We start from the raw sequence: 16,673 nt of genomic DNA, 5'->3' as shown, positions 1-16,673 counted from the left end.
GACATAAGAGGTCTCTTGGATACATGAAACGCAATGTTCTTATCATCGGCGCAGGTGGCGTCGCTCAGGTCGTGGCGCACAAATGCGCGCAAAACAACGATGTGCTGGGGGATTTGCATATCGCCAGCCGGACGGTTTCGAAATGCGAGGCCATCATCCAGAGCGTGCACGACAAGGGCGCGATGAAACAGGACGGCGTGTTCAAGGCCCATGCGCTGGATGCGATGGACACCAACGCCGTGGTCGACCTGTTGCAGGGGACGGGCGCACAGATCGTGATCAACGTGGGCTCGCCTTTCGTGAACATGACAGTGCTCGAGGCCTGCATTCAGGCCGGTGCCGCCTATATCGACACGGCGATCCACGAAGATCCCGCCAAGATCTGCGAAACGCCCCCCTGGTACGGCAACTATGAATGGAAACGCCGCGACGATTGCGCGGCGGCGGGTGTGACCGCAATTCTGGGTGCGGGGTTCGATCCCGGCATGGTCAACGCATTCGCCCGTTTCGCGGTAGATGAGTATATGGACGAGGTCACATCCATCGACATCGTCGACATCAACGCCGGCAACCACGGCAAATATTTCTCGACCAACTTCGACCCCGAAATCAACTTCCGCGAGTTCACCGGCACCGTGTATAGCTGGCAGCAGGGCGCGTGGCAGGAGAACAAGATGTTCGAAGTGGGCCGCGAATGGGATCTGCCCGTCGTCGGCAAGCAAAAGGCCTATATGTCGGGCCACGACGAGGTGCATTCGCTGGCCGCCAACTATCCGCAGGCCGATGTGCGCTTCTGGATGGGCTTTGGCGATCACTACATCAACGTCTTTACCGTGCTGCAAAACCTGGGCCTGCTGTCCGAGCAGCCGGTGGTGACGGCCGAAGGGCTGGAGGTCATTCCGCTGAAAGTGGTCAAGGCCGTGCTGCCCGATCCTTCCAGCCTTGCGCCGAACTACACGGGCAAGACCTGTATCGGTGATCTGGTCAAAGGCACCAAGGACGGCGCAGAGGCGGAAGTGTTCGTCTACAACGTGGCCGACCACAAGGAAGCCTATGAAGAGGTCGGCAGTCAGGGCATTTCCTACACCGCCGGCGTGCCGCCCGTGGCCTTTGCGATGCTGATTGCCGATGGCACCTATGACGCGGCCAAGATGGTCAACGTCGAGGAGCTGGACCCCAAGCCGCTGTTCACGCTTCTGGACGACATCGGCCTGCCGACGCGGGTGAAGGATGCCAAGGGCGACCGGGCCTGGAACGCATAAAGTAGAAAAGGGGGGCGCCGCGCCCCCCTTTTTGTTTTTAGTTCAACTCCCCCTCCAACTCCTGCCGCAGTCTTGCCCGCGCCCGTGCGAGGCGCGACATCACGGTGCCCTGCGGCAGGCCGGTCAGCTTGGCCAACTGCGCGGGGGAGCTTTCGCCGCCCGCCACCAGCCGCATCAGGTCTGCCTGATCGCGGGGCAATGTCTCGATCACGCGCAGGGCATCGGCGCAGTCCAGCCGCATCGGGGCTTCGGGTGCGACCGTGGCGTGATCTTCCTCCAGTTCTTCGGTCTCGGCAGCACGTCGCCATGACATGCGTGCCTGATTGGTCAGCGTGCGCATGGCATAGGCGGGCAGGTCGTCGATCTCGCCACCGCGCCGCGCACGCTGGATCAGGCGCAGCAGTGTTTCCTGCACCAGATCGTCTGCGGCACTGTGCGAACGGGTCAGGCGCCGCGCGCGGCGGGTCAGCATGGGGATGAGGCGGGTCAGGGGTGTTTGTGTTGTCATGGTGCGACCTAACCCTGCGACGCGGACCCTGAACAGACGGGGGGTTTTTGCCGATCTGGCCAGGCGGGGCTTTTTGCGCGTCGCTTCGCCGAGCGTCATGGCCCCCATCGGCGTGGTATCGCGCGTGAGTTGTGTCGGGCGGGCGGGCCGGGACGCAAAGCGGGGTTTTCGCATCAAACCCAATGAGCGCCCAACGAGGCCTCGTTAACCACGACCTAATAAGGAGACGATCACATGATGAAATTCACAACTCTCGCCGCCGCCGCAGCTGTTGCCGCAACCCCGTTCATGGCCAGCGCCACCACGACGTTGCAGATCGACACCAATCAGGACGGTGTTCTGACATTGGACGAAGTGCAGGCGGTCTATCCCGAGATGGGCGCGGATCAGTTTATTTCGATGGACCTGGATGCCAACGGTGCGCTGGATGAAAGCGAAGTCGCCGCCGCAACCGAGGCCGGTTTGCTGCCTGCGCCGTCGGAAGGCTAAGGCGCAGCACTCGGGCCACCTGATCCCGCGGCGACCCAGCGCAACAGGGGCCTGAAATGGCGGCAGGCGTCCGGCTCCCCTCAAGGCCGGACGCCATTTTTGTTTAGGGTCCAGACCCTAGGCGGGCAGATGAATGTTGAACTTTGCCCGTATCGCCGCATCCAGCGCCGGATCAAACCGCGCGCTGGATCGCGTTGCCAGTATTTCGTTCTTGCGCGCGGTGGCCCGTGCGATCAGGTCTGGTTTGCCCCGCTCGGCCCATTCCTTGGGCGAGGTGCGGTCGCCAAGCGCGGGATAGACGTTGTCCATTTCCATACGCCCCAGCGTCTCGGCGGTGCCCAGGTAATGCCCCGGACCGCCCATGCAGACGGCGGCCATCTGGTCCAGCGCCATGGTTTCGTCCGTCACCTCGATGCCGCGCACGCAGCGCAGGGCCTGACCGATCAGATCGTCGCCCATAATCAGGCTCTCGTGGCAGAACCCCAGCAGTGACGCATGCATGCCCGCAGCTTCATAGACCATGTTCAGCCCAGACAGGCCCGCCATCACATTGGAGCACATCTGTTCCCAACCGGCCTGCATGTCGGGCAGCTTGCTGTCTGCAATGCCAGCCGCAGCCCCGCCGGGCAGATTGTAGAACCGGTGCATCTGTGCGCAGCCCGCGGTCAGCAGCGCCTGTTCCCCCGATCCGCCCGTCATCGCGCCGGTGCGCAGGTCCAGATCAAACGGCCAGGTACCAAAGATCGCAGGCGCGCCGGGTTTGACGGCGTTGACATAGACGAGACCCGCCAGACATTCCGCGACCGCCTGCACAATCGCCCCTGCAATACTGCCCGGAGCCGTTGCCCCCGACATCCCCGCCGACAGCAGCAGCACCGGCATGCCGTGGGCGATGCAGGCCTCCATCACCAGACAGGATTCGGTGGCGAATTTCATCGGCGGTACGACAAAACAGTTCGAATTGCTGACAAAGGGACGCGCGCGCCATGCCTCTTCGCTCCCGGCGATCATGTGCAACATCTCGATGGCGGGTGCGACATAGGACGGATCGGTAAAAGAAAGACCGATGTGTTTGGTCGTACCCGCGGTGCAGGCATAGACCGAGTTCATGTCCATTTCAAAATTGTCGTAGATGTCGCGGCAGACCATGGGGCGCTGGACAAAGTGGATGTTGTCCAACCGGTCGCAGATGCGCGCGGCATCGTGCAGATCCTGCACCGTGCTTTCGCGGTATGTCCGTCCGTCGGGTTCCACCACATGCACCGCCGCGCCGGCCGTGCCGTAATGCACACGGCTGCCGGACAGGTCCAGATCGTGCAGCCCGTCGCGGCTGTGCAGGGTCAGGCTGCGGTTGGCCCGTGCAATCGTGTCCTCGACCAGCGCGCGCGGAAAGCGGATGCGCCCGTCGTCGCCCAGCACAGCCCCCGCAGCGGTCAGATAGGCCACGCCCGAAGGCGGCGCGTCGGCCAGCCCGATGCGTTCCAGCGCGTCAAGCGCGGCGGTGTGAAGGCGCAAGACATCTGCGTCGCTGAGCGGTTTGTACTGTCCGCCCGACATACCGGGGCGGATTGGGCGCAGGTGGTCGGCCAGAGGGGCCGCACGGGCAGCACGACGCGCGGCGCGGCCTCCGGTGCGCGAGGGGGTGTTGTCGTTCATGATTTTTTTTCCGTGTGCAAGGCAAAGGGCAGGGCAAATCGGGCGCGTGTCCTTCAGGGCCTGCCGCGCGCCGCGCGTCCGCGTTCGGCACCTATGGTGCGCACGACAAGGGCGATTTTACACAGATCGGCCTGCATCCCTGGCTCCTTGGAAAATCGCGCAAAACGGCGATCCTGTACGGGGTGCGTTGATCCTGCGCGCAGTAGGGCAGGGGTGTCCAGTCTGTTCGCGACAAAGCGTCGCATTTGGCCCACGGCCATTCGCCGCCGACTTTTGCGCAGTGCTGCGCTGGTTCCCGCTTTTGTGGCGGTGAACACGAAAACGTGGGTGGAACCTTACCCGTCGTGTGGGGTTTTGCTCACAGTCCGTGGGGACACTCGAACGCGTGTACAAACCTGTCACGCGATCCCTGCGGCCATGAATGCCTAAGAAAAGAAAATCAGGAGCAACACTATGAAACGTATCGTTTACGCAGGCGCATTGACGCTGGCCGCCGCCGCACCTTTGTATGCCGGAGCCCCCGCCGAGCCGGTGGTCGAGGCCCCCGTTTACACCCCAGCACCCGCACCGGCAGCCTATGCCGGTGGTGACTGGACCGGTTTCTATGCTGGTGGCCAGCTGGGCTATGCAGACATTGACGGCACAGGTGCTGCAGATGGCAACGGCGGCACATATGGTGTGCACGGCGGGTATAACTACGACTTTGGCCGCTATGTGCTGGGTGGCGAAGTTGACTATGACAAGCTGGACATTGATCTGGGGGGCGCCGCCACCGCAGACAGCGTGGCGCGTCTGAAACTGAAGGCAGGCTATGACCTTGGCAACACGCTGGTCTATGCGACAGCCGGTGGCGCACGCGCCGACACATCGCTGGGCAGCGACAACGGCGGCTTTTATGGTTTGGGCGTCGCATACAAAGTCAGCGACAAGTTCACCATGGGCGGTGAAGTGCTGAAGCACAACTTTGACGACATCAACGGTTCGGGTGTGGATGCAGATGCGACCACATTCACCCTGCGCGGTTCGTATAACTTCTAAACGCGCGGCACGGTTGGGGCGCCTTTGGGGCGACCTGACGGTATGAACACGACCGGCGGCGGCATGTGCGATGGGTGGTTTACCACTTGCCGGACGCGCCGCCGCCTCCGCTTGAGCCTCCGCCAAAAGAACTGCTGGAGGATGAAGACGATGAACGGGTGGCCGACAGCATCGGCAGCACAACAATTGATTTTTCTCTGAAATCGCAGTTTGTACAGCGGGTTACACGCTCTTTCTTGCCCTTCGATGACCGCGTGGCTGCGTCAATGGTCCGGTCCTCGATCTGCAATGTTCCACGCGCCGCGCAGGATGGGCATTTGCGCAGCTTGCGCCGGATGGTGCCCTGAAGGAACAGCGCAGCCAGACCCAAGGGGAAAATCGAAAGCCACCACAGGCCGCCACCACCCTTGGCCGGTTTCGCAGGCTCGGGGGGCGGTGCATTGGCCGCAAAAGGGCGGGCGATAACGTCGATGGTGGCGCTGACACCCTGGGTGATACCGGCAACATAGTCGCCTTCCCTGAATTTCGGCAGAAACGCATCCTGCACCACGGCCTCGGCCACGTCGTCCCAGCCTTTGCCGAAGCCCGCGCCCAGTTCCAGCCGCATCACGCGGTCACCGGGCAGCACCAGTACCATAATGCCATCATTGCGCTCGGCATTGCCGATGCCCCAGTGGTTGAACAGACCGGTGGCAAACTCCTCTAGCGAGGCATCGGGATCATAGGTGGCCTGTCGCGTCAGGGTGACAACGGTCATTTCAATGCCGGTGTCGGCGCGCAGGGCGTCAAGCTGTGCGGAAATCGCCGCCTCGCTGTCAGCAGGCAGGATATCGGCAAAGTCGTTGACCGTGATCGAGTTGTAGTCGGGATAGAACTGTGCCGCGACCAGCGCAGGCCACAGCATCAGTGCAAGGGTTGCAACAATCCGCTTCATGGCAAAAACCTTTTCTGCAAATAGGGGCAGGTTAATGCAGATTGCGCGTTTTGTGTGGTGAAAGTCGCGGGGGTTTTCCCCTCTGTGCAGGTGTTTGGGGTCGGTAGATAGATACTATTGACATTTAAGATGTCATAATGACATGTATGGTGTCATTATGAATGCGCAGAAACTGTATGAACTCGTTTGGATGTCGCGCCCGCTGATGCAGGCGGTAGAGGCATGTGTTGAACAAGGGCTGGTCGAAACCGACCTGACCGTCAGGATGCGCGCGGTTCTGGAAATGCTGCTTGCGCATGGGGATCTGTCTGTTCCCGATATTGCGGCAAAGCTGGAAATTAAACGCCAATACGTCCAGCTGATGGTGAACGAAACGCTGGCCTCGGGGTTCACGCAGCAACGCCCGAATCCGCGACACAAACGATCCTCATTGCTGACATTGACAGACCGGGGGCGGGCGATGATCGAAGACATCACAGCCAAGGAAATGGATGTGATGAAGCAGATCGGGGCCGGGTTGGACGACGCGGATGTTTTAACTGCGCTTAGGGTCGTCCAGACGGTGACTGCCAAGCTGAAAGCGCTGACAGGGGAGCCGCTTTGATGATCGGCTATGTGCTTGGTGCGGTGGCGCTGGTGACAATCCTTTGGCTTGCTGGCGGGATCATGCGCATCGGTGCGATCAGTCGCGGAACGCCGATTGGCGCGCGGCAGGGAACAGCCTTGTTGTTGATCGACCTGCAATCCGTCTTTTGGGATCATGGCCCCTACGCCGAACCCGCAAAGGCGGCCGTTGGGGCCGCTATTCTTGATGAAATCCGGGCGGCAAAATCGAATGGCTTTCCTGTCATTGCCCTCCGTCAGGAATGGTCGATCCCATCGACTGTGGCCGTTGCCAGATTGCTGATGAAAGGGCAGGCGGTGAAGGGAAGTGATGGCACCGAAATAGCCGCGCCCTTTGCTGAAATTGCTGACTACAGTCTTGTTAAGCGCGTGCAGGACGCCTTTGAAACTGGGGAGCTTGATGTGCTTTTGGAAAGGCTGGGGGTAGAAAGGCTGCGCATCGTCGGGCTTGATTTCAACTATTGCGTACTGAAAACGGCCCTTGCGGCGCGCCATCGCGGGTTTGCCGTGACGGTTGTCAAAGACGGCACGCTGGCTGCGAAACCGACCGAGGATGCCGAAAAACGTATGCTTTCAGGCGGGGTGCTGCTGCACTAACCCCGCCCGTCGGCAACTGTCATAAATGGAACGTGCATCAGACCAGCAAGAGCTGATCGCCAAGCCCCGCCAGATCAAAGCTGTCGATCCGAATTTGCGTGTCCTGTGCGGCAAATACCAGATCGTCGCCGTCCTGAACAAAGGCCGCCCGGGCGCTGTCGCGGTCTGCAAAATCGAAAGCACGCAGATCAAGCGTATCCCATGCTTCGAGATCGAGAATCCGCGCGGTTGCCATACCATCCGGTGCAAAGACGAAACGATCCGAAAGCGCGCCGCCAATCATCGTATCTGCGCCGCCACCGCTGACCAATATGTCGTCCGTGCCTTGCGCACGCATCCAATCGGCCAGACCCGCACCATCCTCCAGCGTGATCGCCGCCGCGACGAACGCCGCGCGGCTCAGCGCGCCGCTTTCCAACAGGGAAACCACAGTGTCCGTATCAAAGGCCGTCCCGCCTTCCAGACGTGCAGAAACAGCGGCGACAAAGGCTGCGTCACTGCCTGCTGCCTTGGCCGCGAATTCAGCCGAACCCAGCATCCCCTGCGCCAGCCCGGCGGCGTCAAGGCCACTGTTCATCCGGGCCATCCAGCCCAGGAAACCACCAAGATCGGGGGCGCGGTCCAACACGGCGGCATAGGCGTCAAAGATGGTTTGGCTGCTGGCCGTGTTCGAGTAATCCTGAAGTGCGAAATCAAGATCCCGCCCTGCGACCCTATTGCCGAATTCACCGCTATTGAAGAAAACCGGAGCTATCCACTCGGGATAGGAATAACTATCGAGCTGCGCAATCAGATCCTGGCGAAACACATCGTCCGCTGCCGGAGCGCTGCCACGGAGCTGGGTATATAGCAGATCGACAAAGGCAGAATTGTCGAGCGTGCCGTGCAGGTTTGCGAACTCTTTGCTGTAAACAAGGATCCGCGCGATGTCGTAGGTTGACACATATGTGTCAAGCATATCCGCGAGACCGGAAGCATCGGGGGCACGCCCCAGAAGCAGCTCGTAGGCGCGGAATATCTCGGCGCTTCGGTATGGATTTGCCGAGGGGGACTCAGAATCATCGCCGATCAGGATCTCGTCGCCCGTTCCGCCAATCAGCACGTCGTTGCCCCCCACGCCCCGGACCCAACCCGGCTGATAATCGCTGCCCAAATAGAAGATTTCGTCCTGATGGCTGCCAACTTTTTCCCATGACGCGCGGACCTGCTTGGATCCGATGCTCTCGCCCTCTAGCGCTTCAAGCACCAGATTGGCCGAAACCTGATAGCTTCCCTCGGTGGCGTAATCGTTCAGGTTGTTGACCTGAAGGAAATAGTCCCCTGTTTCTTCCGCAAGAAAACCGAAGGAGCTGCCGCCATAATAGCCGTACGGATCGCGATAATAGTCGCTCAGGCGGTTGCCGTCTTCATCCACCAAGGCAATCTGGGGGACCGAAACGTAATACGGATTGCTGGGATCCTCCCGCTCGTCGATGCGGAAGGAATAAAGGTTCCCTGCCTCAAGCGAGACCCGAAACCAGTCACTGTCAATACTTTTACCGTGGTCGTTTGAATAATAAGTATAATCAATACGCCCGTCTGCCGTACCGCCAATCGCAAGCGTTCCCGTCGTGCTGGCATCGTCCGAAAAGTCGTCTTCGATCGTAGACAACCGCAATGTATAGGTGCCGACCCCGCCGGGGATAAAACTCCGAACATCCATGAAATAGGTGCCTGTGCTGGTGGGCATCAAAATCGCGCGCGCATTACTGCCGCTTCCGCTGTCGTCGTCACCCCCGCCGATGAGTGTGAAGGACTCGTCAAAGAAATGCGCAATCAGCGGGTCTGAAAGGGTGCCGTCTCCGGTCGAAGTGCCCAGCATCTCTACGGAATAAATAGTGCCGGCGACGACATCTATTCCGATCCTGTCGACATCGCCGGTCGGGTTGATCTCACCCGTCAGGTCTGTGCCAACCACAAGCCGCCCGGTCGTTTCAAAGGTTTCTGGGAAGTCATCGACAATCGGCGGCTCCTCGGAAACACTCAACGTGTAGGTGCCTCCAGGCCCTGTTGCCCCGAAAGCCGCGATAAAATAATCGCCATCTGCATTCGGGGTGAAGGTCGTCGACGCAAGCGAATCCGGGTCTGCTGCAAACGGCGAGGTAAATCCCTGCAACTGGTCCGACGCGGCGTTGAAAACCCCTCCGATGAACCCGTGCGGCAAGGTGTTGATCGCTGTTGCGCCCGCCTCCAGATCAATCCGGTAGATTGTCCCTGCCTCAAGCGTTACCCGGTACCAGTCGATATCTTGCACATCGGAAATTACCCCTTGTGTACTGCCGCCCACTTCAACGCGGCCTTCGGTGCTGGGATCGCTGGCGAGCTGCTCGATTGGCTCAATTGCCTCGGCCGACACCTGATAGGTTCTGCTCACCAATTGTTCCCAGGATAGGGTGGTCACCGATACAAAATATCGACCATCTTCGGGGGCGACAAATGTTCGTGTTCCGCGCGCGCTTGTATTGGTGGTATCAAGCATCTGACCGGCACTGTCCAAAATGAAACCAACAAAGAAAATGTCGTCAGTCTGGGTGCTGCTTGCGGCAAAGCGGTAGGTCTGTCCGGCAACAAGATCAATGGCGAACCAGTCATAGTCTCGCGTGTCTCTGTCAACACCGTTGACGATCGTACCTGTCGCAGTGCCCCCCACTGACAGCCGGCCTTGGGTGTTTATGTCTGCTGAAAAATCATCTTCCACAATGCATACCCTATTTCTATTGAATCCGTAAAAATGAATCTAAATGACATTCCTGAAATGCCATGCAGTTGGGAATAACAATTGCCCAGGTCGCCACGCAGAGCAACCCATTGCAGTCAAAACCGGCCCCGTTATGTAGCCTGCGGGATTGCGTCTGTGCATCAGAGAACCATTATTTCGCTGCCCATTGCGCGAAGGTCCGGCGTTCCGTTTCGGGGCATATATGTGACGAGAAAGTAAAAGTTATCTGACGTTTCAAAAGGTCTTCTACAAGGCAATGCGAAGGCTGGACGCTATTGCATCAGGGGGGCGAAATAAGAATGTCAAATCTGAGGTCGTCATAAGTGAGTGCACCTCCACCCGTTACCGAAGCAATGACACAGACCCTAAGTAAATACGATGACGGTTAAAGACCGGATCAGTCTGAACAGCACCCATTCCAAGCGCTTTTGGCGAATCTCGACAAGGGCGCGGCTGTGTTGGATTTCTGGCGGGGTGACGGGCGGTATCGCCGACACAGCGTCCGCCACTCTAGGTCCCGGCCAAATCCGTTGCGAAATCGCACAGGGTTTTCAGCGCCGCGATAAACCGGTCGTCATCAATCGTCATGGCCACGCGGATATGGCCTGCGGCCGCCTGACCAAAGCTTTCGCCCGGCATCACCGCGATATGGTGGGCGTCCAGCAGGTCGTTGGCAAAGTCGTCGCCGCTGAGCCCTGTGGCGCGGATGTCCAGCATCAGGTACATCGCCCCTTGCGCAGGCACCAGGCTGACGGTGTTCTGGCCCGCCAGCACCTGCATCGCCTTTTCGCGGCGGCGGCGGAAGGGTTCGGCCACCTGGGCCTCGACCTCGGGGCCTTGGTTCAACGCGAAACTGGCAGCGTCCTGAATATAGCCCGGCACGCCGTAGGTGGTGTTCGTCGCCAGATTCACCAGATGCGCAATGACCTCCGCGGGGCCGACAATCCAGCCGCAGCGCGAGCCGGTCATGGCGTGGGATTTCGACATAGATCCCACCACCAGCGTGCGCGCGGCCATGTCGGGCAGGGCGCGCGGGCTCAGGTGGTCGCCGGTCCAGACTTGGGTGTCATACACTTCGTCCGAGATCAGCCACAGATCGTGCGCCTTGCAGACCTCTGCGATGCCTTCCAGCGTTTCGCGGCTGTAGACTACGCCGGTGGGGTTGTTGGGCGAGTTGACGAGCAGCGAAGCCGCCCCTTTGGCCGCTGCTGCCGCGATATCTGCCGCACGCGGTTGAAAGGCGTTGTCGGCCTGTGCAGCCACCGGCTGCGGCACCGCGCTGACCGCGCGGATGGTGCCGGGGTAGGTGGCGTAATAGGGATCAATATACAGCGCCGTGTCGCCCGGATCGCAGACAGCCGTGTGCGCGGCAAACAGCGCGGCCTGTCCGCCCGGCGTGATGATGACGTTGTCGCGTGTGGTCGCCACGCCGGTGCGCGCCTGCACCCGTGCGGCCACCGTGTCGCGCAGTGTGTTGATGCCGGGCACCATGGCATAGCCCGTGTGCCCGCCCATGGCGGCGCGATGCATTTCTTGCAGGATCGGGGCTGCGGTGCCGATGTCGTGCTCACCAATGGTCAGTTCGGTGACGGCCACCCCATCGGCAATCATGCCGCGTGCCTTCAGGAACACGTCCCAGCCGTCCGATCCGCCGCCGTTGATGTTTGCCAAGCGATGCGAGATTTTCATCTGCCGTTCCTTTCCTGTGCCGGTTTTGGCCAAGGGGTCAGAGGGGCTGCGGATTGTCAACACCGGCTGGGGCTTGACCCCGCGTACCGCTGCGGGTTAGCTGGCGCCATGACAAGAACCTGCATCATTATCACCTGCTGCATTATCTGCTGATCCACTCAGCGGGCCGGTTCTTTGTTTCCATGACACATCAGAATTGCTAGGCCCGCGCCAACACCTGCGCGAGGACGCCTGATGGACATCCAACTGTATAACACCGCCACCCGCCGCAAAGAGAGCTTTGTGCCGTTGGACCCTAAAAACGTGCGGATGTATGTCTGTGGGCCTACGGTCTATGACCGCGCCCATCTGGGCAATGCGCGGCCTGTGCTGGTGTTCGATATTCTCTACCGGCTGTTGAAAACGCAGTATCCGCGCGTGACCTATGTGCGCAATTTCACGGATGTGGATGACAAGATCAACGCACGCGCCGCCGAAAGCGGGCGCAGCATCGGCGAGATCACCGCCGAGACGTCGCAATGGTTTCTGGACGACATGGGTGCGATTGGTGCGCTTGAGCCGGATCACATGCCCCGTGCCACTGCCTATATTGGCGAGATGGTCGAGATGATCGCAGGGTTGATCGAGGGCGGCTTTGCCTATGCCAACGAAGGCCACGTCCTGTTCCGCGTGCGCGAATACGCCCGCTATGGCGCGCTGTCGGGCCGGTCGGTCGATGACATGATCGCGGGCGCGCGGGTCGAGGTTGCGCCCTATAAAGAAGACCCGATGGACTTCGTGTTGTGGAAGCCGTCGGACGCGCAGACACCGGGCTGGGACAGCCCGTGGGGACGCGGGCGACCCGGCTGGCATATCGAATGCTCGGCCATGGCCAAGGCGCTGCTCGGCGACCGCTTTGACATTCACGGCGGCGGTAACGACCTGATGTTTCCCCACCACGAGAACGAGATTGCGCAAAGCTGCTGCGCCAATGGCACCGAGCAGATGGCAAACGTTTGGATGCACAACGAGATGTTGCAGGTCGAGGGCAAGAAGATGTCCAAGTCCTTGGGCAACTTTTTCACGGTGCGCGACTTGCTGGAGCAGGGGGTGCCGGGGGAAGTGATCCGGTTTGTGATGCTGTCGACGCATTACCGCAAGCCGATGGATTGGACCGAAAAGAAGCGGGCCGAGGCGGAGGCGACGTTGCGCAAGTGGTATGGGCAGGTTGAGGGGACGTCCGAAGGGCCGGCGCCGGAGGCTGTGGTTCAGGCACTGGCCGACGATCTGAACACACCGCAAGCGATTGTCGAGATGCACCAGCTTGCGCAAAAAAGTGATGCAAGCGCGCTCTTGGCGAGCCTGCGTTTGCTTGGACTGGTTGCAGATGGCGTGCCCGCGTGGGCTGCGGCGTCTGATGCGGATTTGAGTGCCTATGAGGCGGCCTTTTCCACCGTCCGTGCTGAAGCCATGGCATCCAAGGACTTTTCCAAGCTTGATGCCCTGAAGCAGATGCTGGTGGCGGCTGGCGTCGAAGTGAAGATGCGCAAGGATGGCGTTGATTTGGTCGCGGGGCCTGCGTTTGATCCCGATAAGCTGGAGGATCTGTGATGGTGCGCTGTCTTCAGTCCTCCGTCCGGCGGCACGCCGGGCAGCCCCCGACCGCCCCCCCGGGCGGGGGCTTCTCCCCCACCCGCGGCCGGGGGCTGCCCTATGATCTGAAAAGCGAACATAAAGTTGCTGCTGGGGGCCGCGTAAACACCGCAGCCCAACTGGTCGGGAGGGTATCATGACCCGCGAACGCCTCTACCTCTTCGACACCACCCTGCGTGACGGGCAGCAGACGCAAGGCGTGCAATTCTCCACTGATGAGAAAATCACCATCGCCCGCGCCCTCGACAGCCTCGGCATCGACCATATCGAAGGTGGCTGGCCCGGGGCCAACCCCACCGACAGCGCCTTTTTCGATGCAGCACCCCAGACCCGCGCCACCATGACCGCATTCGGTATGACCAAACGCAACGGCATGTCCGCCGAGAACGACGATGTGCTGGCCGCCGTGCTGAATGCGAATACTCCTGCTGTCTGCCTTGTGGGCAAGACTCATGACTTTCACGTCGAGACCGCTCTTGGCATCACGCTGGACGAAAACACCGACAACATCGCCAAATCCGTCGCCCATCTGGTCGCCCAAGGCCGCGAGGCGATCTTTGATGCGGAACATTTCTTTGATGGCTACAAGGCCAACCCCGACTATGCGCTGACCGCGATCCGCGCTGCCTATGACGCAGGTGCGCGGTGGATTGCGCTGTGCGACACCAATGGCGGTACATTGCCTGCCGACGTGGGGCGGATCACGGCGCAGGTGATCGCGGCGGGCATTCCGGGCGACCACTTGGGCATTCACACCCACAACGACACCGAAAACGCCGTGGCCTGTGCGCTGGCGGCTGTCGATGCAGGCGCGCGCCAGATTCAGGGCACGCTGAACGGGCTTGGCGAACGCTGTGGCAATGCCAACCTGACCACGCTGATCCCGATCCTGCTTCTGAAAGAGCCCTACGCCAGCCGGTTCGAGACCGGCGTGCCGCCCGAGGCGCTGGAGAACCTGACCCGCATCAGCCGGATGCTGGATGAAATCCTGAACCGGGTGCCGCAGAAACAGGCGGCCTTTGTCGGTGCTTCCGCCTTTGCCCACAAGGCGGGGCTGCACGCCAGCGCCATCGCCAAAGACCCCACGACCTATGAACACATCGACCCCGCCCGCGTCGGCAACACGCGCATCATTCCGATGTCGAACCAGGCGGGGCAGTCGAACCTGCGCGAGCGGCTGACCGGCATGGGGCTGAGCGTGGACCGCGCCGACCCTGCGCTGGGGCGCATTCTGGACCGGATCAAGACGCGCGAGGCCGAAGGTTACAGCTATGACACGGCGCAGGCGTCTTTCGAACTGCTGGCCCGTGAAGAGTTGGGACAACTGCCCGATTTCTTCGAGGTCAAACGCTACCGCGTCACCGTCGAGCGGCGCAAAAACAAATACGACAAGATGATAAGCCTGTCCGAAGCGGTGGTCGTCGTGAAGGTTGACGGTGAAAAGCTGTTGTCGGTCAGCGAAAGCATGGACGACACCGGCGGCGATCGCGGCCCGGTGAACGCGCTGTCCAAAGCATTGTCCAAGGATCTGGGGCGCTACTCGGCGCATCTGGAAGACTTGCGGCTGGTGGATTTCAAGGTGCGCATCACACAAGGCGGGACCGAGGCCGTCACGCGCGTCATCATTGACAGCGAGGACGGGCAGGGGCGGCGCTGGTCGACCGTGGGGGTCAGCGCCAACATAGTCGATGCGTCCTTCGAGGCCTTGCTGGACGCCATCCGGTGGAAGCTGATCCGCGATGTTGCTTAGTGTCCTGAAATTCGCGGCGGTGTCGGCAGGATCAACCTTGCTGATCGCGCTGGGGCTGATTGTCACCCAACGCCCGCACCAGACGGCGGCAAACGGTGACAGCGGCCTTGATTTCAGCGAGACGCTCGCGCGGGACTATGGCGAAGTCGCACCAACGGTGCCGGTGCGTATGCGCGACGGTTACGCGCTGCAAATCCGGCGGTACGGGGCGTCGGGTCGTGAAGATGTGCCGCTGGTCGTGCTGGTGCACGGGTCGGGCTGGCACGGTTTGCAGTTTCACGCGCTGGCCACAGCGCTGGCATCTAACGCCGACGTGGTGGTGCCTGATCTACGCGGCCATGGGGCGGCGCCGGGTCGGCGTGGTGATGTGGATTACATCGGCCAGTTCGAGGATGACCTGGCCGACCTGATCACCGATCAGGCCCGAAAGGGGCAAAAGGTCGTGATGGTGGGCCATTCCTCGGGCGGGGGGCTGGTCGTGCGTATGGCTGGCGGCGCGCAGGGGGCGCTGATGGACCGTGCGGTTCTGCTGGCCCCGTTTCTGAAACACAACGCCGCCACCACACGGCGCAATTCAGGCGGCTGGGCGCGGGTGCTGGTGCGCCGCTTGATCGGTTTGAGTATGCTGAACGCCGTGGGCATCCGCGCGCTGAACCATCTGAAGATTATTCAGTTCAACATGCCCCCTGCGGTGCTTGACGGCCCGCTGGGAGACACGGCGACCACGGCCTATTCCTATCGTTTGAACAGCAGCTTTGCGCCGCGTTCCGATTTCCTGCGTGACGTCGCAGCCCTGCCGCCCTTCACCTTGGTGGTCGGTGCGCAAGACGAAGCCTTTGTTGCCGAGGCCTATGCGCCGCTGATGCGCAGCGTGACCGGGGCGGGGCAGTACCATGTTGTCCCGAACGTGGGGCACTTGGGCATTGTCGATGCGCCACAAACGCTGAATTTTATCCAAGAGGCGATAAATGCCGTTCGACAGTGACCTGACCGCCTGTGCATCCCTTGTCGAGCGTGCCGATCCCGAGCGGTTTCGCGCAGCGATGGCGGCACCTGTCGCTGCGCGTCCGGTGCTTTTCGCGCTGTATGCCTTCAACGTCGAGGTTGCCCGCGCCCCTTGGGTGACCCAGGAGGCGATGATTGCCGAGATGCGCCTGCAATGGTGGCGCGATGCGCTGGAAGAAATCGCGAAAGGCGGGATCGTGCGGCGGCACGAGGTGGTGACACCGCTGGCCCATGCGCTGGACACCGACGCAGCCAAGGCGCTGGACCGTCTGGTGGCCGCGCGGCGCTGGGACATCTACCGCGATCCTTTCGAGGATGCGGATCACTTTCACGCCTATCTGGCCGACACGTCGGGTGCACTGATGTGGGCGGCGGCGCAGGCGTTGGGGGCTGGGTCCGAGGCCGAAGCTCCGGTGCATGCCTTTGGCACCGCGACGGGACTGGCGCGGTTCTTGCAGGCAGTCCCTGAGCTTGAGGCGCAAAAGCGCGTGCCGCTGGTGGACGGGCGCGCCGAGGCGATTGCTGCCCTCTGCCGCGAGACGCTGAGCACCTTGCCGACCCGCGCTGCATTGCGCCGCGCCGCAGGGCCGGGCGCGCCTGCGTTGACCGAAGGGTTCCTGACGCAGGCCATCCTGAAGCAGGCCGCCCGCGAGCCGGGCCGCGTGGCGGCAGGGGCGTTGCAGATCAATCCGGCACGCCAGTCGTTGCTGCTGTGGCGCTGGTCCTGATGG

The 16,673-nt window shown here is 61.3% G+C and carries 14 protein-coding genes; 9 read left to right on the top strand and 5 right to left on the bottom strand.

The window, feature by feature from the left end; genetic code table 11:
• Positions 1-23 precede the first annotated feature (23 nt).
• A complete protein-coding gene (locus DSM107133_RS11220) occupies positions 24-1,262 on the top strand; it encodes a saccharopine dehydrogenase family protein (RefSeq protein WP_114295544.1) in 1,239 nt (412 codons plus the stop codon).
• A 37-nt stretch (positions 1,263-1,299) separates the two neighbouring features.
• Here DSM107133_RS11220 and DSM107133_RS11215 read toward each other — a convergent pair whose 3' ends face one another.
• Positions 1,300-1,770: a sigma-70 family RNA polymerase sigma factor gene (locus tag DSM107133_RS11215; protein WP_162792169.1), complete on the bottom strand. Its 471-nt coding sequence runs from the start codon at positions 1,768-1,770 to the stop codon at positions 1,300-1,302.
• Positions 1,771-2,004: 234 nt separating this feature from the next.
• On the opposite strand from DSM107133_RS11215, the gene DSM107133_RS11210 reads away from it, so the two are divergent.
• The gene (locus DSM107133_RS11210) at positions 2,005-2,259 is read left to right on the top strand and encodes a hypothetical protein (protein WP_240310697.1); all 255 of its coding nucleotides are present in this window, start codon (positions 2,005-2,007) and stop codon (positions 2,257-2,259) included.
• Positions 2,260-2,376: 117 nt separating this feature from the next.
• Here DSM107133_RS11210 and DSM107133_RS11205 read toward each other — a convergent pair whose 3' ends face one another.
• Positions 2,377-3,915: a trimethylamine methyltransferase family protein gene (locus DSM107133_RS11205; protein WP_114295542.1), complete on the bottom strand. Its 1,539-nt coding sequence runs from the start codon at positions 3,913-3,915 to the stop codon at positions 2,377-2,379.
• 453 nt (positions 3,916-4,368) lie between these two features.
• On the opposite strand from DSM107133_RS11205, the gene DSM107133_RS11200 reads away from it, so the two are divergent.
• Positions 4,369-4,953, top strand: a complete 585-nt coding sequence (locus tag DSM107133_RS11200; protein ID WP_114295541.1) for an outer membrane beta-barrel protein — start codon at positions 4,369-4,371, stop codon at positions 4,951-4,953.
• 79 nt (positions 4,954-5,032) lie between these two features.
• Here the strand turns inward: DSM107133_RS11200 and DSM107133_RS11195 are convergent, their stop codons facing one another.
• Complete coding sequence (locus DSM107133_RS11195) at positions 5,033-5,887, bottom strand: TPM domain-containing protein (RefSeq protein WP_114295540.1); 855 nt, start codon at positions 5,885-5,887, stop codon at positions 5,033-5,035.
• Between the two features lie 142 nt (positions 5,888-6,029).
• On the opposite strand from DSM107133_RS11195, the gene DSM107133_RS11190 reads away from it, so the two are divergent.
• Together DSM107133_RS11190 and DSM107133_RS11185 are read left to right on the top strand one after the other, a co-directional pair.
• Positions 6,030-6,491, top strand: coding sequence for a MarR family transcriptional regulator (locus DSM107133_RS11190; RefSeq protein WP_243253548.1), 462 nt, complete (start codon positions 6,030-6,032; stop codon positions 6,489-6,491).
• A 62-nt stretch (positions 6,492-6,553) separates the two neighbouring features.
• Entirely contained in the window at positions 6,554-7,108 is a 555-nt protein-coding gene (locus DSM107133_RS11185) for an isochorismatase family cysteine hydrolase (RefSeq protein WP_243253547.1), read from the top strand.
• Positions 7,109-7,145: 37 nt separating this feature from the next.
• Here the strand turns inward: DSM107133_RS11185 and DSM107133_RS11180 are convergent, their stop codons facing one another.
• The gene (locus DSM107133_RS11180) at positions 7,146-9,521 is read right to left on the bottom strand and encodes a DUF4214 domain-containing protein (protein ID WP_162792168.1); all 2,376 of its coding nucleotides are present in this window, start codon (positions 9,519-9,521) and stop codon (positions 7,146-7,148) included.
• Positions 9,522-10,376: 855 nt separating this feature from the next.
• Positions 10,377-11,555: a pyridoxal phosphate-dependent aminotransferase gene (locus DSM107133_RS11175; RefSeq protein ID WP_114295537.1), complete on the bottom strand. Its 1,179-nt coding sequence runs from the start codon at positions 11,553-11,555 to the stop codon at positions 10,377-10,379.
• A 234-nt stretch (positions 11,556-11,789) separates the two neighbouring features.
• Between DSM107133_RS11175 and cysS the strand changes: the two genes are divergently transcribed.
• From cysS to DSM107133_RS11155, 4 genes are all read left to right on the top strand, one after another.
• Positions 11,790-13,145, top strand: coding sequence for a cysteine--tRNA ligase (cysS, locus tag DSM107133_RS11170; protein ID WP_114295536.1), 1,356 nt, complete (start codon positions 11,790-11,792; stop codon positions 13,143-13,145).
• Between the two features lie 178 nt (positions 13,146-13,323).
• A complete protein-coding gene (gene cimA, locus DSM107133_RS11165) occupies positions 13,324-14,937 on the top strand; it encodes a citramalate synthase (protein WP_114295535.1) in 1,614 nt (537 codons plus the stop codon).
• Entirely contained in the window at positions 14,927-15,922 is a 996-nt protein-coding gene (locus DSM107133_RS11160; protein ID WP_114295534.1) for an alpha/beta fold hydrolase, read from the top strand. Before cimA ends, DSM107133_RS11160 begins: the two co-directional genes overlap by 11 nt.
• Complete coding sequence (locus DSM107133_RS11155) at positions 15,906-16,670, top strand: squalene/phytoene synthase family protein (protein WP_114295533.1); 765 nt, start codon at positions 15,906-15,908, stop codon at positions 16,668-16,670. The genes DSM107133_RS11160 and DSM107133_RS11155 overlap by 17 nt, the downstream gene beginning before the upstream one ends.
• The last annotated feature ends 3 nt before the right edge of the window (positions 16,671-16,673 follow it).

This window comes from Pseudosulfitobacter sp. DSM 107133 (assembly GCF_022788695.1).
Classification (GTDB): Bacteria; Pseudomonadota; Alphaproteobacteria; order Rhodobacterales; family Rhodobacteraceae; genus Pseudosulfitobacter.
This window is presented reverse-complemented; position numbering and strand designations above follow the sequence as displayed.